Source organism: Citrobacter sp. Cpo103 (assembly GCF_030332605.1).
Lineage (GTDB): Bacteria > Pseudomonadota > Gammaproteobacteria > Enterobacterales > Enterobacteriaceae > Citrobacter > Citrobacter portucalensis.
Window position 1 is genome coordinate 126,112 of sequence record NZ_JAOWHO010000033.1, and the last position, 19,624, is coordinate 145,735.

The following is a 19,624-nucleotide window of genomic DNA, read 5'->3' on the forward strand; positions in this document are numbered from 1 at the left end:
ACCAAATTTATTTTAATAATATCAATTGGTTGTTTTGATTTTAATTATTTCTATACGTAATTATAAAAGCCAAAAAATCTATAAATAAAACGATTGGGCTAAATAAAAGCAATGCCATTTGCGTTAAGGAAAAATTTTCCATGCACACACAGACAATATATGAATTAAGTCAGGAAGCGGAACGCTTGCTGATGCTCTCGCTTGAACATCTCAGGCAATTGCAAAAATTGCCCGTGACCTCGTTGGATGATGTCGCGCTAAAACAAGGAGAGCATAGCAGTCAGGTTGTTCAGCCCCTGCATTTCAGCGCGCGTGGCATGGATGTCCAGCAAGCAACGCTCAATAATGAGCTGCGCAAGATTACGCGTCTGGAAATGGTGCTGGCGATTGTTGGCACGATGAAAGCGGGAAAATCGACGACGATTAACGCGATTGTAGGTACAGAAGTTTTACCTAATCGTAATCGCCCCATGACGGCGTTACCAACGCTAATACGCCATACGCCGGGGCAGAAAGAGCCGGTGCTGCATTTTTCACATGTCGCGCCGATCGATGCCTTAATGAAGGTTTTGCAGCAGCGCGTGCGCGAGTGCGATCGCCTGCGTCTTACGCAGACCCTGGAAATTGACAAGGATATGAATGTTCTGCTGCAACATATTGAAAATGGTGTGGCATTTGAACGGTATTATCTTGGCGCACAGCCTATTTTCCATTGCCTCAAAAGCCTGAACGACCTGGTGCGCCTGTCAAAAGCATTGGACGTTGATTTTCCTTTTGCTGCTTATGCCGCGATTGAGCATATTCCGGTTATTGAAGTTGAGTTTGTCCATTTGGCCGGACAGGCAAGCTACCCAGGGCAATTAACGCTGCTGGATACGCCGGGGCCGAACGAGGCGGGACAACCGCACTTACAAAAAATGCTCAATGAACAGCTGGTGCGGGCCTCTGCGGTGCTAGCGGTGTTGGATTACACCCAACTGAAATCGATTTCCGATGAGGAAGTGCGTCAGGCGATTATGGCGGTCGGCAAGTCAGTACCGCTGTATGCGCTGGTGAACAAGTTCGATCAGAAAGATCGCAACAGTGACGATGAAGAGCAGGTGCGGGCGTTGATCTCTGGCACGTTGATGCAAGGCGGAATCGTCCCTGAGAGAATTTATCCGGTTTCCTCAATGTGGGGCTATCTGGCGAACAGGGCGCGTCATGAGCTGACGATGCGCGGGCGACTGCCGGATCATCAGGAGCAACGTTGGGTGCAGGATTTTGCCGAAGCGGCGCTTGGCAGACGCTGGCGCACCACCGATCTTGACGATACGGAACACATCCGTCATGCCGCCGATCTGTTGTGGGAAGACTCGCTGTTTGAACAGCCGATCCAGAAAGTGATTCACGCCGCTTATGCCAATGCTTCGCTGTATGCGCTTCGCTCAGCGTCACATAAGTTATTGAACTATGCACAAAGCGTGCACGAATATCTGGAATTTCGAGCCCACGGGTTAACGGTCGCCTATGACAAACTGCGGCTGAACATCACGCATATTGAAGAGGATATGCAGCAGTTAGAAGTGAGCCAGGGGCGGGTGAGCGATGAAGTCAGCCATGAAGTAGAACTGGCGCTGGAGGCTGCTGCAACCTATCTCAGTGAGCAACAAACCGAGATTCTTTGCGGCATCAACACGTTCTTTGTCAAAGAAAACGTCCTGATGATGTCACAACACGGTCTGGGGACTGCTGTGAATACGGCAGAAATGGCCGGAGAGATGTTGGTGCTGCATGATGAAGGGCAGGCGAAAATTGTATTAGATAAAATTCGCTCGTCCTGTGAGGGGGTATTGCTGGCGGCGCAGGAAAGTATCAGCCGGGACTTAGCCCTGCGTTTTGAACAGCTTGAGTCGACGCTCTCCCGCGCGCTAAATGATGCGATGCGGCCAATTGAGCAAAGGGTGAAAGAGGAGCTAAACCACGCCGGTTTTCGTGCGCGGATCCGTTTTCCCGCGTTCCATACGGCGATGTTTAATTTCAATACCCGCCAGTTGTTTAACGAGGCCATTGAGCAGGATATTCCGGCAGAAAATGCGCCGTCTACTGGCGGTGTGGTGCGTGACACTTTCTCTCGTTGGCTAAATCAACCCAACTGGGGATGGAATGATTACGTCGAAACAAAAACGCGTTATCTCATAGATATGGGCGCATTGCATAAGAGCCTTGTGCAGTACGTCTCCCAGTTTTGCCAACAAATTCGTAAAGCTTTAGCTGCCCAGGTCGATATTTCCGTTACGGCTGGCATGGCCACATTTTTTGCTGATTTCTCTCTGTGCCTGGCGCAATTGCAGGCGAGTCTGAGTGAGAGTCTGACGCTACGCCAACAAAATGAATCCGCGGTGAATGCAATGAATGAGCAATTGCAACAGCGCATTACGATTGCGGCATGGCTTTATGAAGATTCCCGTTTGCTGCGTGACGATATCAATACCCTTTTTGCAACCGAGCACACATGACTAACGTTTTACTGGAAGGCCCCGGGAGGACGCTGGAGTGTGTCTACCCGAAGTTTATGGTCGATCTGGTTCAGGGAGATGAAACCAAACGTTCCGGCGGTTTTCTGCAACAGCAGCAGCGGCTGCGCGCGCGTCTGACGCAGGAGGTGTTATCCCAAACGCAACTGCGTGCGTGGGTGATGGCAGGAGTGTCCAGCGAACATCTGGTGATGCGCCTTAAGCTGGTGGAGAAGCTGGCAGGCATGATTGACCCGGGTCATCTGGCGCTGGTACGGATCGTTGAAGGGCTGAAGTTTTTGCAACAAACCGAACACCCGCGTGGACTTTCAACCCCCGGTCTTTTGCAGCAAATAAATTCACTGACTGATTGGTTTACCCAACGCGCTGCGTATAAAGAGAAGGCGCTGACCCAGCGCGGCCTGACGGTTCAGGCGGGCGAGCACAGCGAACAAATTTTTACCCGCTGGCGGGCTGGCGCGTATGACGGCTGGTCGTTACCAGGACGCTGTTTTGTCGCGCTGGAGGAGCTACGTTGGGGAGCTTTTGGTGATGCCTGCCGGTTAGCGAATGCCGATGTGGTGTTAATGCTAAAAGACAACCTGCGAACTATGGCTGCTCAGGCGTTGGCGGATAGCGTGAATGCGGCGCCTGCTACGCGTCATTACTATCATCATTGGCTCAGCACGCCAGCTGTCGGCGGATCGGGCGAGTATAACGATATGCTGAGCTGGCTGGGGAGCTGGTGCGATGCGCAACGTCATCCTGTGAGCTGGTCGGTGACGCAGCGTTGGCAAAATGTGGCGCTGGGAATGCCGCGATTGTGTTCGGCAAAGCGGCTGGTCGATGCGATGGTTGAGGAGATTTTTGCACCGACCCTGCTCGTCAATTGAGCAGGGCTGGTGAGTAGGATAAAGGCAGGTTTAGTGGTGCAGAGAGTCTGCCGGGGTGGCCACTGCTTCGTTGGCGACCAGGTTTTTATTAAAACGTTTGGCGTACAGCGCGGTGATAATCGGCACCAGAATGGCGGTGACAATTACGCTGGCGGCAACCAGCGCCGTAGCGGATGCGGCAACCGGTTCGAACGCCGGGTTAATCTGGGCGATAATCACCGGGTTTGCTACCGCAGCACCTGCTGCAGAGGAGGCTGCGACGCCTGCCGTACCGTTCCCGCCACCAATAACACGGTCAGCAATAATCAGCGGAATACCGGTGATGACGATAACCGCGACACCCAGCAGGATACCCAGCAGACCGGTATCAACGATCACGCTCAGGTTAATAGTGTTACCCAACGCGAAGCCGAAGAACGGGATCAGCACCGGTGTGGCTTTGCTGAAGAAAGAACGCAGGTCGTGATCCAGGTTGCCCAACGTAAAACCAATCAGGAACGGTAATACCGCGCCGATGAAATGGTGTGGCTCGAAGGAGGCCAGACCCGCGGAGCCGAGGATCACCATGGTCATTAACGGACCGGATTCCAGAGACATCAACACAAATGCGCCGGACTCTTCTTTGGTGCCGTACTGGTTCATCAGGCTGGCGTACAAACCACCGTTGGTCATGTCCATTGCGGAGACAATTGCCAAAACTGAGAGGCCTGCAAAGAACCCGGTTTGAATACCGGTATCAGGAATAAATGAAGCAGCAATCATTGCCACTACCCACGCCACGGCTATTTTGGTTATTACCAGCGTACCGGACTTGCGTAATACCGTACCGGTCGCCCGTAAATCAATAGATGCGCCGATACAAAAAAACCACACTGCCAGAATCGGTACTGTTCCGCTGATCATTCCTTTGGTAAACGAACCGAAATACGCACCGGTATCCGGGGCTAACGTATTTAACACTGCGCCTAATAACAGAGGAATCAACATCATTCCGCCGGGGATGCGTTCAATCGTGGCTTTAATTTTCATAAACGTCCTCATGTCTTGTCGCTGCTAAAACTCGCGCAAGAGGGTAAAAATTAATAAATTCAAATGGTTACTGGTGTTTCTTAACAAAGAAAATCGCTATCTCTTTGTTTTATAAAATCTAACGCGGCATACGTTGAGCGTGTTGCTGCTCCCAGGGATATTGCGTCTGGAATTAGTTTGCATTCATGGGAACATTGATTCAATCAAAATAAAACGATGTTTTAGTTATCTTCATCACATATTCCGAGCAAAAGTTCTCGGTCGCTCTGATTATTAAAAAAGCTGTGATCTTTTTGTGAAGGGATTAGGTGGTTTTTTTGCTAGCAGAATAATAGTGACCGCTGTGATTGTTGGTGCAATAAAGCGATTTATTTTTGTATTTAATTGTCATTAAATCGCAAGCATTACATGTAAAAAAGCTGACTAAGAATGACCTAATTTACGCATGTTGACGAAATGAAAAACTATATGTGAAGTTGATCACAAATTTAAACGCTGTTAGGGTAAAGAGGTCATTAACCGCCCAATCAGGCGTCAACAGGTTCGGTTGTACTGTGCGTTTCTCGTCAGTGTAAGTAAACCTGCTACGCTTGTTACAGGGAATGCGCCTGTGCGTTCCCCGCTCGGTGATGACCCTGACGCATGGGCGTTGGGGGACTCGAACTGGAGCGTGACAGGGCTAAGTCTATGAGGACGAGTATGCTAAAAAGGAAAAAAATAAAACCAATAACGCTGCGCGACGTTACCATCATTGATGACGGTAAATTGCGAAAAGCCATTACCGCAGCGTCGTTAGGTAATGCGATGGAGTGGTTCGATTTTGGTGTTTATGGATTTGTTGCTTACGCATTAGGTAAAGTGTTCTTCCCGGGGGCTGACCCCAGCGTGCAGATGGTTGCCGCACTCGCCACCTTCTCTGTTCCCTTTCTGATTCGACCGCTTGGCGGATTGTTCTTCGGTATGCTTGGCGATAAATATGGTCGCCAGAAGATACTCGCTATCACCATTGTGATTATGTCGATCAGTACCTTCTGTATCGGTCTTATTCCCTCGTATGCCTCAATTGGTATCTGGGCACCGATTCTGTTGTTGCTGTGTAAGATGGCGCAGGGGTTCTCGGTCGGCGGAGAGTATACCGGGGCATCGATTTTTGTCGCAGAGTACTCGCCAGACCGTAAGCGCGGATTTATGGGCAGTTGGCTGGACTTCGGCTCGATTGCCGGGTTTGTGCTGGGCGCGGGCGTGGTGGTCCTGATCTCAACTATCGTCGGCGAGGATAACTTCCTTGAGTGGGGCTGGCGTATTCCGTTCTTCCTGGCGCTACCGTTAGGGCTGATTGGTCTGTACCTGCGCCATGCGCTGGAAGAGACGCCGGCGTTCCAGCAGCACGTGGATAAACTGGAGCAGGGCGATCGTCAGGGTCTGCAGGAAGGTCCTAAGGTCTCGTTTAAAGAGATTGCAACTAAGCACTGGCGCAGCCTGTTGGCATGTGTTGGTCTGGTGATTGCCACCAACGTCACCTACTACATGCTGCTCACCTATATGCCGAGCTATCTGTCGCATAACCTGCATTACTCTGAAGACCACGGCGTGTTGATTATTATCGCCATCATGATTGGTATGCTGTTTGTGCAGCCGATTATGGGGTTGCTCAGCGACCGTTTCGGGCGTCGTCCGTTTGTGATCATGGGCAGTATTGCGCTGTTTGTGCTGGCGATTCCGGCATTTATTCTGATTAACAGTAACGTCATCGGCCTGATTTTCGCCGGATTGTTGATGTTGGCGGTGATCCTCAACTGCTTTACCGGGGTGATGGCGTCAACGTTACCAGCGATGTTCCCGACGCATATTCGCTACAGTGCGCTGGCCGCCGCGTTTAATATCTCGGTATTAATCGCCGGTCTGACTCCGACATTGGCCGCATGGCTGGTGGAAAGCTCGCAGAATCTGATGATGCCTGCTTATTATCTGATGGTGATTGCGGTAGTAGGTTTGATTACCGGCGTGACCATGAAAGAGACGGCTAATCAGCCGCTGAAAGGCGCGACACCTGCTGCTTCGGATATTCAGGAAGCGAAAGAGATCCTCGGCGAACACTACGATAACATTGAACAGAAAATCGAAGATATCGATCAGGAAATTGCTGAGCTACAGGTTAAGCGCACGCGTCTGGTGCAGCAGCATCCGCGTATTGAAGAGTAACGGTGTTATTGCCTGACGGCACTACGTTTATCAGGCCTACGGGCAGCATTGTACTAAGTAGGCCGGATAAGGCGCTAGCCGCCATCCGGCGCATGGCCTGGACATTCGTGTTATTGCCTGATGGCACTACGTTTATCAGGCCTACGGGCAGCGTTGTACTGAGTAGGCCGGATAAGGTGTCTTATGATATCAACTTAAGGTTGGCTTAATCTGTGTCAGGCAAACTCTCCTCCATAGTTTCGGAGGAGAGTGTCATGAAAACCCGTATTTATGAAAGTTTGACCACCGTATGCAGTGTGCTGATTGTTAGCAGCTTTTTGTATGTGTGGGTGAGCTCTTACTGATTTTTCGCCAATTCCACCCATGCGCGAGTGCCGCTGGCTCCCTGGCGATTTTGCAGATAGAAATGCCCTTGATGTAACTGGGTGATACGACTGACAATGCTCAGCCCCAGCCCAATCCCACCAAAACGGCTGTCCATTCGGACGAATGCTTTACTTAACTCCCCGCATTTACTTTCATCAATGCCCGGCCCTTCATCTTCGACGGCCAGGACGGCATCATGCTCGGTGTTCAGGATAATCGTAATATGGGTGCCTTCCGGGCTGTAACGATGCGCGTTTTCCACCAGATTTCGTAGCAGCATCCGCAACAGCGTAGCATCGCCACGCACGACAACGTCCGCCGCGCTTTGTGGCAGGAGCAGCGTCTGTTTACGTTGGTCCAGCATGGTGTTGAGTTCATCGTAGGAGGGCAGAATAACGTCCTCCAGCAGTTTGACATTCTGGTAACTCCCGGCTGAAAACGACTGTCCGACGCGGGCGAGTTGCAGCAGTTGCGATACGCTGTCCATCATCTGGTCAAGGCGGGCAATTAACGGCGTAACGTCGACCTTATGGGTTTTGGATAATAATTCCAGATGCAGGCGAACGCCTGACAGCGGTGTACGCAGTTCGTGGGCGACATCGGCGGTAAATAAGCGTTCGTTTTCAATAGTGCTGGTCAGCCGTGTCACTAGCTCGTTGAGCGCTGAGACAACGGCCTGAATCTCAACGGTTGAGCTGTGAATTTCAATTGGGGCCAGGTTATCGGCTGCTCGCGCTTCTAACTCTTTTTGCAGATCTGCCAACGGGCGGGTTATTCGTCGCACCGCCTGATAGCAAATCAGCAACGTCAGGCTGACCATAAAGATGCCGGGGACGATCAGGCTGGCGATAGCCTCGCGGATCTCATGCATGATGTGGCGATCGTTATTACGATTTTCGCGTAGCGCCTGTTCGAATAACTGTATTTGTTCGGTACTTTCGTGCCACAACCAGAAGGTACTAATCAACTGAAAGACCAGCAGAATAAGACCAATCGTCAACATCAGGCGATGACGAAGCGGGAGCGGTTGTTTTAGATATTGCAGCGGTTTCACTTAGCTTTCCTCAGTGGCGACCAGCATATAGCCAAATCCCCTGACCGTGCGGATGCGTGATTTACCGACTTTATCGCGCAGATTGTGAATATGCACTTCCAGCGTATTGGTCGACGGTTCGTTATCCCAGCTGTAGATGTCGTTATACAAAATTTCCCGGTGTACCGGGCTGCCCGCTTTGAGCATCAGGCGTGACAGGAGTGCGTATTCTTTCGGCGTCAAGATAACCTCTTGTCCGTCCATCCACACCTGGCGACGACCGATATTCAGCGTCAGATTGCTGACAATTAATTCACTTTCACCCTGATTGTTGTGGCGACGCAGAAGTGCCCGGATGCGGGCGTGCAGTTCTTCCAGTGCGAACGGTTTGACCAGATAGTCATCGGCGCCCACGTCCAACCCGCTGACCCGATCTTTGAGCGTGTCACGGGCGGTGAGAATAAGCACCGGCACGGTGTATTTTTTCTGCCTGATCCGGTTCAGGAAATGCAGGCCGTCTTCATCCGGTAAACCCAGGTCCAGAACAACCAGACTGTAATGTCCGGTTTCCAGACATTGCTCCGCTGCACGGGCCGTTGATACGCCGTCGCAGGCATAGCCTTCTGTTTGCGCGGCGAGTATCAGTCCCTGTAATAACAACGTATCGTCTTCAACAATCAGAATTTTCATTCGTTTAGCCTCCCCGGCAGGGTTGCAGAATATCATCTGCCGCCTGATATTTCTGTGTTTGCACGCCCGTTAATCCCAGCAGAGTTGAGAAGAGATTATCCTGCGAGAAGTCTTCTGAGCTTGCCCGTTTTTGCAAACATGTCTGAGAGACCTGATAGCGTTGCTGATAATCCTCGGAGAGCCACAGCAGCATCGGCACATGTTTTTGCGTATCTGGTGCAATCGAATACGGCAGGCCGTGCAAATAGACGCCATTTTCCCCTAAGGATTCGCCGTGATCGGAAAGATAGACCAGGCTGGTGGTGAAATTATCCTGGTGTTCTTTCAGTATATTGATTGCTTTATCAACAATATAGTCAACGTAAAGAATGGTGTTGTCGTAAGTATTGACCAACTGTTGCTGCGAACAGGTCTGGATTTCGTTGGTATCGCAGGTTGGCGTAAATTTCTTAAACTGCGCAGGATAGCGGTTGTAATAGGTCGGACCGTGGCTGCCGATGGTATGCAGCACAATCACGCCGTCGCCTTGCAGGTTATTAATGTACTCTTCCAGCCCGTGGAACAGGACTTCATCGTAGCATTCACCGTCAATACACTGCCCTGGCAGGTTCAGCTTAGTCATATTCTGGTGTGGAACCCGGTCGCAAGCCCCTTTGCAGCCGCCGTCGTTATCGTTCCACAGAACGTTAATTCCCGCCCGCTGAATGATGTCGAGTACGCCTTCCTGATGCTGTGCCAGTTCTTCGTCGTAGTGCGCGCGTGGCATGTCCGAGAACATGCAGGGTACTGATACTGCCGTTGCCGTTCCGCAGGATGTGGTGCGGGGGAAATAGACCACATCATCTTTTTCCAGCAGCGGGTTGGTCTGGCGCGAGTAGCCTGACAGCGAGAAGTTATCGCCGCGCGAGGTCTCGCCGAGAACCACAATCGTCAGGTTTTTACGCTTTTCTTTTACCATCAATGGATTGCGATGTGCATCCTCGCCAATGCGCACCAGCGGCAGGTGGGCCAGTCGCTGGTGTGAATACCAGGATGACGTCGCCACAATGCTGTTGGATGGACTGAGGGATTTCACCAGTTCTTTGTTGTTACGAAACAGTGAGGCGTAATCTTTATAGAAGAACGCAGCGACCAGCACGATCAGCAGCGCGGAGATCAGAATGTTCGCGCCACGAAACAGTATGCTGCGCATGACTGGCGTGATCGGTTTGATTTTTACCCAGCAGGCAATGAGCGCGGCCAGAATACCGCTGATCCCAAGTGTAAGCACCATTCGTGGCGTCATGAGGGCGAAGGTTTCAGCGGGCGTAGTATCCATCATATTGGCGATCATCGAGCGGTCGATGATGATGCCGTAGGTCATGATGAAATATTGGGCCGATGCACCAACCAGAATGAAAATGCACGCCACAAGGCGATTAAGCCACAGGAATGAGGCCAGCGTCAGCACGATGTTCATGACGCTGAACGCGACCACCGGCATTGATAAAAACACCAGCACGTTACGCACAGAGTCCAGAGGCAGGTCTTGCAGCACTTGTTTATAGAACGCAATGTTCAGGAAGGTCGCAAGATAAAATGAGATCAGCAGGAGCCAGCTGATTAGCCCGAGAGTGGGCCTTTTAAACAAGAGCTTTAACATTAAGGGGGTTCCATCGACTATGTGGCGCAAATCCTCTCAAAGTAAAATTAAGCCAACCTTAAGTTCTTAATGTTGATTTTTCGAATATCAGCGAGGCAGCGTAGGCCCGATGAACTGACGCCATCGGGCAATGACGATTGCTTAAGTTAGTTATTGTTTACCGGGGCATCCAGTGGATACGGGTTTTTATGGATCCGGTTGTAGTTCAGTGCGTACAGCGCGGTGATGATCATCAGCGTGACGAACGACCACATCACTTCTTTGGCGCCGGAACCGACAACCGCCCAGATGCAGTAGACAAAGGCGATAAAGGTCACCAGTAAGTACATCGGGCGTGCTTTACCAAAGTGGCCATGGCCGAGCAGCAGCAGCGCGGCGCAGGTGTACAGATACGGCACCAGGGTGAAAATAACGGAAACCGAAGAGACCAGACCAAACTCTTTCGCTGCGTTCGGCGACATACTGCTGAACTGGAAGATGGTCATCAGGATGCCGACAATAATTAACCCGGCCACTGGCGTACCGGCTTTGTTCACGCGGGCAAAAATCGGTGGGAACAGGCCGTCATCGGCTGCGGCTTTGGCGGTTTGCCCGGCAAGCAGCGTCCAGCCGCCCAGAGAACCAAGACACCCGGCAGCAGCACAGAAGGAAACAATCGCCCCAGCGGTGTCACCCAGCGCCATACGTGCGGCATCACCGAACGGAGAGGCTGATACACGCAGCGCCGCATTAGGGATCATACCCATGATTGCGGTGGTGGAGAGCACGTAGCAAACAGCGGCAATCAGCACGCCGCCCATGGTGGCGATAGGTACGTTACGTTTGGGATTTTTAACCACGCCAGCCGCAACGGAGGCGCTTTCCACCCCGATAAATGACCACAAGGTGACGTTCAGAGTGCTTTGAATCGCGCCAAAGGTGTTCATGCCGCTGACGTTCCAGGCTGCCATATAGGTTTCACCGCGGAACCAGAACCAGCCGAAGACGGCAATCCCGACAATTGGCACCAGTGCCAGTACCGTTGCGACGGCCTGCACGCGGGTGATCATTTTCGGTCCGACAATGTTCAGTAATACGAAGATCCACAGCACTACGACGCAGGTCAGCGTCAGGACCAGCGGATCTTTTAAGATGGGGAAGAAGTAGCTCAGGTAACCGACGCCAATGACCACCATGGCGATGTTACCAATCCAGCAGGCCAGCCAGTACAGCACGTTGGTCTGGTAGCCCAAAAAAGGACCGAAGCAGCGGCGGGCGTAAGCATAAGAACCACCGGGACTGGAGTCTAAGGACGACATTTTGGCGTACACCATCGACAGTGCCAGAGCACCGATAATCGTGACCAACCATCCGTAGATTGCAATCCCGCCAGTTGACGCAAGGTTTGCGGGTAGCAGGAATACACCGGAACCCATAATATTCCCCGACACCATAAGGGTGACGGGGATTAAGCCCACTTTGTGAGCATCAGCATCCGTCGACATATTTTTTAACTCCTGATAAGGATAAATGACGCCTTATCATACCTCGTCAAAAGTCTGTTTAATGATGACGGAGCTGGGGTATCGCTAATGCTGATATTATTATGGCTTATCGCTAACTGATTAAAAATCAGGCGGCGGATGGCTCCCTGTGTTGGCTAACATAATGCAGAGGCGTCATCCCATAGAACTCTTTGAATACGGAGATAAAGTATGAGGTACTGTTATATCCACACAGTTGAGAGACCTGAGAAATGTTTTTGCCGTCCATCAGTAATTGATTGACGGCATATCGCATGCGACATGTGGTAATTATTTGGCTGTAACTTGTATTTTCACTTTTGAGCTTTTTCTTTAACAAACTGGGACTCAGGCATAAGCAACTGGCCACCATGCTTAAATTCCAGTCTTTATGTATATCGCTCTCAATAATGTGATAAACGCTATCGCTGATACAGTTGCGTAGCATATACATGAGCAAAGAAATAAACTTTTTGCTGTCGAGAAAGCGTGATAACACCGTGAACAGTAGCGAGCGTGTACGCTCTCTTTCAGCTTCGTTCACTGTGTCCATTACGCTATGTTGGGCAGCCACCCTGAAGACATCCGGCGTCAGACACGCGGCGGTCATCACTGGGCTGGCACTGCGTTGCCAGAGTGGGATCTGTGAAAGGTCTTTATTTAAAAAGCGCAGATAATCTTTAATGATATCGCGGCTGATATGTACGACCAATGCGTTATTAAGTGATGAGAAATCGATAATATTATTATCGCATGCCACCAGTGCCATATGATTAGCTTTTAAACTGATGGCTTCTTTACCGTTAATCCTTAACCAAACATCCTTCTCCGTTAATACAACAACACAAGCTTCTTTGCTGCAAAGCCTCATACCCAACTCCAGGAATATGAACATAAAACACCGTAGCTCAACATCGGATGAGCCAAATCGGCTAAATTGAAATTGTATGATGAAACCAGGACTGCAATAAAATAACGTGTCTGAAATTAATTACAATGTTTGGCGGGATTTTTCTTATGTACACATTTTTGTACGCAAGTGGAAAGGCGCTATTTGCGTATAAAAAAAGCGCGGGGTGGTCCCGCGCAAAAAGGTATGACAATGTTATTGTTTTGCAGCAATACTCAGGAATTACTCAAGCATGACATGTCTACCTTAAACATCGGACTATCTATAAAACGACATTATGCTTTCACGCACATAACGTGGTACACACCGTCAATAATTTCCGTTCCTTCGGTTTCATGTTCAAATCCAGGGAAGTGGTGGTCCCAGGACTGCAACGAACGTAGATAACTAATCTGCGGGCTATTGGCGTCGCCAAAGTTTTCCCCGGACAGCAGCATCGGAATTCCTGGTGGGTAAGGAATAACGGAATTCGCGGCTATACGACCCGGCAGATTTTCAATGGCCACCATCTCAACGTTATCGCTGACTATCGCGTTATAGGCTTCACGCGGGGTGATTTCAGCAACAGGCAGGCCGGAGTAGGCCGCGTTAAGACGTGCGCCAGGGTTGTTCTCTTTCAGCCAGGCGAACATGGTGTCGCCCAGATCGTGAATGCCCATGTTGGCGTAAGTGTCTGGATGTTCCTCAACCAGTTCTGGCATCACCTGTGCCAGCGGGGTATTGGCATCGTAATGGTGTTTGAAAGAGCACAACGTGTTGATCAGTGTGCCCCATTTCCCGCGGGTAATACCCATGGAGAACAGGAACATAATCTGGAAATCGGTGGTACGGGTCGGCACGATGCCGTGACGGCCAAGCCAGGCGGTGACCAGTGCGGCCGGTACGCCGTTCTCTTCCAGTTCGCCATCGTCGCCCATCCCCGGTGCCAGAATGCTGACTTTGATCGGGTCCAGCATGCTCCAGTTATCCGGCAGGTCTTTAAATCCGTGCCAGGATTCACCCGGGCGCATAACCCAGCAGTTCTGGTCGGTGGTCAGGAGTTGGGTTGGCGCATCGGCAAAGTCATAGGTTTTGCCGGTCTGCGGATCGGTCACAATCTCTTTGTTCCACGGTTTGAAGAACCAGTCGCCTTCGGCGGTGAATTCTTTGTACAACCGTGCCATGGCCTGGCGGAAATCGACCGCTTCGTCGATCACTTCCTGGGTGAGCGACAGGCCGCTGTTACCGTCCATCATGGAAACCGCCACGTCGTTTGAGGCGCAGATGGCATACAGCGGAGAGGTAGTGGCGTGCATCATGTACGCCTGGTTAAAGCGGGAGAAGTTCACGGCCCCACGGCCTTCACGAACGTGAATGTAAGATGCCTGAGAAAGCGCATTCAGCAGTTTGTGGGTCGAGTGGGTGGCAAAAACGGTAGGACCGTTATGATCGCCCGGCGCGCCACGCATGGCGTAGTGATCGGCATAAATTGGGTTGAAGCGAGCATAGCCGTACCAGGCCTCATCGAAGTGGATGCGATCGCTGGTTTGCGCGAGCAGGTCCTGGGCCTCTTTGGCGTTGTAGCAAACACCGTCGTAGGTACAGTTGGTCACAACGCTATAAGACGGTTTTTGCCCGGCTTTACCTTTGGTCAGCGGGCTTTCGCTGATCTTTTTCTGCAATGTTTCAGGCTGCATTTCCTGCGGGTAGATAGGCCCGATAATGCCGTACCGGTTGCGGCTTGGCACCATATACACCGGTTTTGCCCCGGTGAGGATAAGCCCCTGCTCGATGGATTTATGGCAGTTACGATCCAGCACCACGACGTCGTTGTCGGTCATACAAGCTTGCATGATGGTGCGGTTAGAGCCGGAAGTCCCGACCACTACAGACCAGGAGCGATCAGCGCCAAACACGCGGGCGGCATATTTTTCGCTCTCGCCAAACGCGCCGGTATGATCCAGCAGCGAGCCGAGCGATGCACGTTCAATACCCATGTCGCTACGGAATAAGTTTTCACCATAGTAATCATGGTAGAAACGACCGGCCGGCGTTTTGGTGAATCCGACGCCGCCCTGGTGACCCGGTGCTGCCCAGGAGTATTCATGGATGTCGCCGTACTTCATCAGCGCGCTGAACAGCGGTGGCAGAAGCTGTTGGCGGTAGCGGGTCATTGCCGCAACGGCGCGCCCGGCGATAAAGTCTGCGGTGTCTTCCAGAATCCAGGCAAATTCATCGACAAGCTCCAGCAGGTCGCGATCCAGCGATGCGGTGGCTTTTTCGCGATCGCCCAGCAGGAAAACGGGAACGTTTTGCTGGCGCTCGTGGAGCTTGCCGATCAATTGCCTGACGTTCAGGTGCTCGTCTTGTTGTTCCATTTGATAGCTGAACATCAGACTATCAATGGCTTCATTGGCGGCGAGGATTGCATAACCATCGTCGAATGAGGTGGACTTAATGACGGTAACATTTTGGCGGCTTAATGCGTCAGCCAGACGTTCGACAGCGCTACCGACCCAGGTGTCCTGATGCAGAAACTCACTTTCAACAATTAATACTTTCATCATCTTTTACCCGGTTGTGGAAAGGTTGCAATCTATGAATTGCAGACACACCGTATGAATGTGACGCAGGCAAGTATTATCCTGTCAAAATGGGCTGTAAAGCGGGTAAAAAGTAGCCTGATTTGTGTTTAATTTGTTTTTAAACAGTGTGTTATGTTTGCTTGTTGGCGGTTTTTCACCGCCGTTTATCGACAGGGGGAATATTTTTTTGGCTGATACTGATATTGCCGAATGATATCAACCTGCGATTGTTTGCCGATGCTGCTGGCTTAGTTTGCGGTACTGCTGCGGCGACATGCCGACAAACTTGCTAAAGGTGTCATAAAAACGGCTGCTGGATCGGAATCCGGCGGTCAACGCAACGTCGAGAATGGTTTTATCGGTATCGCTGAGCAATGCGCGGACGTGATTGATCCGCATTGCCGTAATGTACTGCTTCAGGGTGAGTTGCATTACGCGTTGGAAAATCCCCATCGCGTAGTTGGCGTTGAGCTTCACGTGTTCCGCGACGTCGTTGATGGTGAGCGCCTGATCGTAGTTGTCGGCAATAAAGCTCAGCATTTGGCTGACGTAAAACTGGGCGTGCCGGGACACGCTGTTTTTGTGGGTCCGCGAGGTTTTATTGACCAGGATAGGCTGCCAACCGGAAAGGCTAAACCGTTTGAGCATCAGACCAATTTCATCAATGGCGAGCTGGCGAATTTGTTCGTTCGGGTTGCTCAGTTCCTGTTGCCAGCGCTGAACCTCAAAGGTGCTCAACTGCTGCGACGCCAGCGATTTGATGACCATTCCATGGGTAACATGGTTGATCAGCTCGCGATCCAGCGGCCAGGAGAGGAAAAGGTGCATCGGTAAATTGAAGATAGCCATACTTTGGCAGCTGCCCGGACGCGTGAGTTGATGCGGTGTACAGGCCCAGAATAGCGTGATGTGTCCCTGTTTTATCTGCACGACTTCATTGTTGATAAGGTACTCGACGTCACCATCAAACGGAACATTGATCTCCACCTGCCCATGCCAGTGGCTGGCAGGCATAGCATGCGGTGAGCGCAACTCGATATCCATCCGTTGATATTCTGAGTACAGCGATAGCGGGCTGCGGGTTTGTTCTTCATCGCTACTGCACATGTGCGGATCGGGAGGGAGAGGCGATGTCGGTAATGTACTCATGGTTGCTCCATTTCCTGAATTATCAGAATCATGTCATTTAACACGTATTAAGGCTGAGAATCAGGACACAAATTGGACCGTTACCATTGAGCATAGCGACATTTTGCGGCCGCATACTCTGCTTTTTGGGTAATTTTGTCCCATAAACTCAGATCTAATAGGGCGCAGAGTGATGATCTGAGTTTATGGGAATGCTCGGCAGGGAAGTCGGAGGTTTTCATCTATGCGCTGTGCCACCATGACTGTGTTCACTAATGTTCTGGAGAGTCATGATGTCTGCACCCAAAATTACCTTTATCGGCGCCGGTTCCACGATTTTCGTCAAAAATATTCTTGGGGATGTCTTTCACCGCGATGCGCTTAAATCTGCGCATATCGCCTTGATGGATCTCGATCCTACGCGTCTGGAAGAATCACACGTTGTTGTGCGCAAGTTGATGGATTCTGCGGGCGCGTCTGGACGAATCACCTGCTATACCGATCAAAAAGCAGCATTACAGGATGCTGATTTTGTAGTGGTCGCTTTCCAGATTGGCGGCTATGAACCTTGTACCGTCACCGATTTTACGGTGTGTAAACGCCATGGTCTGGAGCAGACGATTGCCGACACGCTGGGGCCGGGCGGCATCATGCGCGCGCTGCGTACCATCCCGCATTTATGGCAGATTTGTGAGGATATGACCGAAGTCTGTCCGCAGGCCACGATGCTTAACTACGTTAACCCGATGGCAATGAACACCTGGGCAATGTATGCACGTTATCCGCATATTAAGCAGGTTGGGTTGTGTCATTCGGTGCAGGGGACGGCGGAGGAGTTGGCCCGCGATCTGAACATCGACCCTGCTTCTTTGCGCTATCGCAGTGCCGGGATCAACCATATGGCGTTTTATCTGGAGCTGGAGCGCAAAACGGCGGACGGTGCCTATGTGAATCTCTACCCGGAGCTGCTGGCGGCCTATGAATCCGGTCAGGCGCCGAAACCAAATATTCACGGAAATACCCGTTGCCAGAACATTGTGCGTTATGAAATGTTCAAAAAACTGGGGTATTTCGTCACCGAGTCGTCGGAGCACTTCGCTGAATATACGCCGTGGTTTATCAAACCGGGGCGTGAAGATCTGATTGAGCGCTATAAGGTGCCATTGGATGAATATCCGAAACGTTGTGTGGAACAGTTGGCGAACTGGAAAAAAGAGCTGGAAGAGTACAAAACGGCTGAGCGGATCGACATTAAACCGTCGCGCGAATATGCCAGCACTATCATGAACGCTATCTGGACCGGTGAACCGAGCGTCGTGTATGGCAACGTTCGCAATGACAATCTGATCGATAACCTGCCGCAAGGCTGCTGCGTTGAAGTCGCTTGTCTGGTCGATGCGAATGGTATTCAGCCAACGAAAGTCGGGACTCTCCCGTCACATTTGGCGGCCATGATGCAAACCAATATCAATGTTCAGACCCTGCTAACGGAAGCCATCCTGATGGAGAATCGCGATCGCGTTTATCACGCGGCGATGATGGATCCGCATACCGCCGCTGTACTGGGGATTGAAGAGATTTATGCGCTGGTGGACGACCTGATCGCGTCTCACGGCGACTGGCTGCCGGCCTGGCTGCACCGTTAATACACAATCACGCCGGGCATTGTATCCGGCGTTTAACCTCTGACGTTTCCTCTTACAGAAGGCGGGCGCTGGTAACAGCGACCCGATACCCTATGAGCATATCTCTGACAACAAAACTCAGTTATGGATTTGGAGCGTTTGGTAAGGATTTCGCCATCGGAATTGTGTACATGTACCTGATGTATTACTACACCGACGTGGTGGGATTATCGGTGGGGCTGGTCGGAACGTTGTTCCTGGCGGCAAGGATCTGGGATGCGGTAAACGATCCCATCATGGGCTGGATTGTGAACGCCACCCGATCTCGCTGGGGAAAATTTAAACCCTGGATCTTGCTCGGTACGCTGGCGAACTCATTGGTGCTGTTTTTGCTTTTTAGCGCACATCTTTTTGAGGGTACTGCGCAGGTCGTATTTGTTTGCGTGACGTATATATTATGGGGAATGACCTACACCATTATGGATATTCCATTCTGGTCACTGGTGCCAACCATTACACTGGATAAACGCGAGCGTGAACAACTGGTGCCGTATCCGCGTTTCTTCGCCAGCCTTGCCGGGTTTGTTACCGCAGGCGTGACGCTACCCTTTGTGAGCTATGTTGGCGGAGCCGATCGTGGTTTTGGTTTTCAGATGTTTACGCTCATTCTCATCGCGTTCTTTATCGTTTCCACCGTTGTGACGCTACGGAATGTGCATGAGGTTTTTTCGTCAGACAGTGAGGCCACGGCAGACAGCAGTCGTCTTGGGTTGAAAGCGATCGTTGGGCTCATTTATAAAAATGACCAGCTAACCTGCCTGTTAGGTATGGCACTGGCTTACAATATTGCATCCAATATCATTGCTGGCTTTGCCATTTACTATTTTACCTACGTGATTGGCGATGCAAGTCTCTTCCCGTACTACATGTCTTACGCAGGTGCGGCAAACCTGCTGACGCTGATTTTCTTTCCTCGGTTGGTAAGCGCGTTGTCACGACGGATCTTGTGGGCTGGGGCATCGGTGCTGCCGGTGCTTAGCTGTAGCGTACTACTGGTGATGGCGCTGGCAGATTTCCATAATATCTTACTGATTGTTATTGCTGGTGTTTTACTAAATATTGGATCTGCGCTTTTCTGGGTGTTGCAGGTCATTATGGTGGCGGATACCGTTGATTACGGCGAATACAAACTTAATGTTCGTTGTGAAAGTATCGCTTATTCGGTGCAGACAATGGTGGTAAAAGGTGGGTCAGCATTTGCCGCTTTCTTTATCGCGTTGATACTCGGGGTGATTAATTACGCGCCAAATGTCGCGCAGTCTGCCGAAACCATCGTTGGCATGCAGTTTATTATGATAGCGCTACCCGCACTCTTTTTTGTGGTGACCTTAGTCCTGTATTTCCGCTTTTATCGACTGAATGGCGACACCCTGCGCAGGATCCAGATCCATTTACTGGATAAGTATCGCAAGGTGCCGCAGCACCATGAGCAACCGGATATCCCGGCTATTGCGGTAGTGGCTCCAGGCGATGTGAAGGCATAGC

At 51.1% G+C, this 19,624-nt stretch carries 14 protein-coding genes; 6 read left to right on the forward strand and 8 right to left on the reverse strand.

Going from position 1 to position 19,624, the window contains the following annotated elements:
• Window positions 1-140: 140 nt before the first annotated feature.
• Both crfC and OGX89_RS15500 read left to right on the forward strand, forming a co-directional pair.
• On the forward strand, window positions 141-2,498 hold the full coding sequence (gene crfC / locus OGX89_RS15495; protein WP_126957323.1) for a clamp-binding protein CrfC: 2,358 nt from the start codon (window positions 141-143) through the stop codon (window positions 2,496-2,498).
• Entirely contained in the window at window positions 2,495-3,388 is an 894-nt protein-coding gene (locus OGX89_RS15500) for a diguanylate cyclase regulator RdcB family protein (protein WP_126957321.1), read from the forward strand. The genes crfC and OGX89_RS15500 overlap by 4 nt, the downstream gene beginning before the upstream one ends.
• 30 nt (window positions 3,389-3,418) lie before the next feature.
• On the opposite strand, the gene kdgT is transcribed toward OGX89_RS15500, so the two are convergent.
• On the reverse strand, window positions 3,419-4,417 hold the full coding sequence (gene kdgT, locus OGX89_RS15505; RefSeq protein WP_003826735.1) for a 2-keto-3-deoxygluconate transporter: 999 nt from the start codon (window positions 4,415-4,417) through the stop codon (window positions 3,419-3,421).
• 699 nt (window positions 4,418-5,116) lie between these two features.
• Between kdgT and proP the strand changes: the two genes are divergently transcribed.
• Together proP and pmrR are read left to right on the forward strand one after the other, a co-directional pair.
• On the forward strand, window positions 5,117-6,619 hold the full coding sequence (gene proP, locus OGX89_RS15510; protein ID WP_003826737.1) for a glycine betaine/L-proline transporter ProP: 1,503 nt from the start codon (window positions 5,117-5,119) through the stop codon (window positions 6,617-6,619).
• A gap of 254 nt (window positions 6,620-6,873) precedes the next feature.
• Window positions 6,874-6,963 carry an LpxT activity modulator PmrR gene (pmrR, locus tag OGX89_RS15515; RefSeq protein WP_003826741.1) on the forward strand — a complete coding sequence of 30 codons (90 nt, stop codon included), beginning with the start codon at window positions 6,874-6,876 and terminating at the stop codon, window positions 6,961-6,963.
• On the opposite strand, the gene pmrB is transcribed toward pmrR, so the two are convergent.
• The 7 genes from pmrB to melR all read right to left on the reverse strand — a co-directional run bounded on the left by pmrB (window position 6,957) and on the right by melR (window position 16,475).
• Window positions 6,957-8,030 (reverse strand): two-component system sensor histidine kinase PmrB, encoded by a 1,074-nt coding sequence (gene pmrB, locus OGX89_RS15520; protein ID WP_126957405.1) that lies wholly within the window; start codon window positions 8,028-8,030, stop codon window positions 6,957-6,959. The genes pmrR and pmrB overlap by 7 nt on opposite strands.
• Before the next feature lie 9 nt (window positions 8,031-8,039).
• On the reverse strand, window positions 8,040-8,708 hold the full coding sequence (gene pmrA / locus OGX89_RS15525; protein WP_003826748.1) for a two-component system response regulator PmrA: 669 nt from the start codon (window positions 8,706-8,708) through the stop codon (window positions 8,040-8,042).
• A 4-nt stretch (window positions 8,709-8,712) separates the two neighbouring features.
• Window positions 8,713-10,350, reverse strand: coding sequence for a phosphoethanolamine transferase EptA (gene eptA, locus OGX89_RS15530; RefSeq protein WP_003826749.1), 1,638 nt, complete (start codon window positions 10,348-10,350; stop codon window positions 8,713-8,715).
• A gap of 146 nt (window positions 10,351-10,496) precedes the next feature.
• Window positions 10,497-11,834 (reverse strand): arginine/agmatine antiporter, encoded by a 1,338-nt coding sequence (gene adiC, locus OGX89_RS15535; RefSeq protein WP_003031853.1) that lies wholly within the window; start codon window positions 11,832-11,834, stop codon window positions 10,497-10,499.
• A gap of 127 nt (window positions 11,835-11,961) precedes the next feature.
• Window positions 11,962-12,723: an AraC family transcriptional regulator gene (locus tag OGX89_RS15540; RefSeq protein ID WP_008786968.1), complete on the reverse strand. Its 762-nt coding sequence runs from the start codon at window positions 12,721-12,723 to the stop codon at window positions 11,962-11,964.
• Window positions 12,724-13,037: 314 nt separating this feature from the next.
• The gene (gene adiA, locus OGX89_RS15545; protein WP_126957403.1) at window positions 13,038-15,305 is read right to left on the reverse strand and encodes an arginine decarboxylase; all 2,268 of its coding nucleotides are present in this window, start codon (window positions 15,303-15,305) and stop codon (window positions 13,038-13,040) included.
• A 237-nt stretch (window positions 15,306-15,542) separates the two neighbouring features.
• Window positions 15,543-16,475, reverse strand: a complete 933-nt coding sequence (gene melR / locus OGX89_RS15550) for a transcriptional regulator MelR (protein WP_003826756.1) — start codon at window positions 16,473-16,475, stop codon at window positions 15,543-15,545.
• Between the two features lie 269 nt (window positions 16,476-16,744).
• On the opposite strand from melR, the gene melA reads away from it, so the two are divergent.
• Together melA and melB are read left to right on the forward strand one after the other, a co-directional pair.
• Window positions 16,745-18,100, forward strand: a complete 1,356-nt coding sequence (melA, locus tag OGX89_RS15555; RefSeq protein ID WP_126957319.1) for an alpha-galactosidase — start codon at window positions 16,745-16,747, stop codon at window positions 18,098-18,100.
• Window positions 18,101-18,192: 92 nt separating this feature from the next.
• Window positions 18,193-19,623 carry a melibiose:sodium transporter MelB gene (gene melB, locus OGX89_RS15560; protein ID WP_032934134.1) on the forward strand — a complete coding sequence of 477 codons (1,431 nt, stop codon included), beginning with the start codon at window positions 18,193-18,195 and terminating at the stop codon, window positions 19,621-19,623.
• The last annotated feature ends 1 nt before the right edge of the window (window position 19,624 follow it).

Coding starts and splice junctions, on each gene's coding strand:
- crfC (WP_126957323.1), top strand. CDS start 141: ATGCACACACAGACAATATATGAATTAAGTCAGGAAGCGGAACGCTTG.
- OGX89_RS15500 (WP_126957321.1), top strand. CDS start 2,495: ATGACTAACGTTTTACTGGAAGGCCCCGGGAGGACGCTGGAGTGTGTC.
- kdgT (WP_003826735.1), bottom strand. CDS start 4,417: ATGAAAATTAAAGCCACGATTGAACGCATCCCCGGCGGAATGATGTTG.
- proP (WP_003826737.1), top strand. CDS start 5,117: ATGCTAAAAAGGAAAAAAATAAAACCAATAACGCTGCGCGACGTTACC.
- pmrR (WP_003826741.1), top strand. CDS start 6,874: ATGAAAACCCGTATTTATGAAAGTTTGACCACCGTATGCAGTGTGCTG.
- pmrA (WP_003826748.1), bottom strand. CDS start 8,708: ATGAAAATTCTGATTGTTGAAGACGATACGTTGTTATTACAGGGACTG.
- eptA (WP_003826749.1), bottom strand. CDS start 10,350: ATGTTAAAGCTCTTGTTTAAAAGGCCCACTCTCGGGCTAATCAGCTGG.
- adiC (WP_003031853.1), bottom strand. CDS start 11,834: ATGTCGACGGATGCTGATGCTCACAAAGTGGGCTTAATCCCCGTCACC.
- OGX89_RS15540 (WP_008786968.1), bottom strand. CDS start 12,723: ATGAGGCTTTGCAGCAAAGAAGCTTGTGTTGTTGTATTAACGGAGAAG.
- adiA (WP_126957403.1), bottom strand. CDS start 15,305: ATGAAAGTATTAATTGTTGAAAGTGAGTTTCTGCATCAGGACACCTGG.
- melR (WP_003826756.1), bottom strand. CDS start 16,475: ATGAGTACATTACCGACATCGCCTCTCCCTCCCGATCCGCACATGTGC.
- melA (WP_126957319.1), top strand. CDS start 16,745: ATGATGTCTGCACCCAAAATTACCTTTATCGGCGCCGGTTCCACGATT.
- melB (WP_032934134.1), top strand. CDS start 18,193: ATGAGCATATCTCTGACAACAAAACTCAGTTATGGATTTGGAGCGTTT.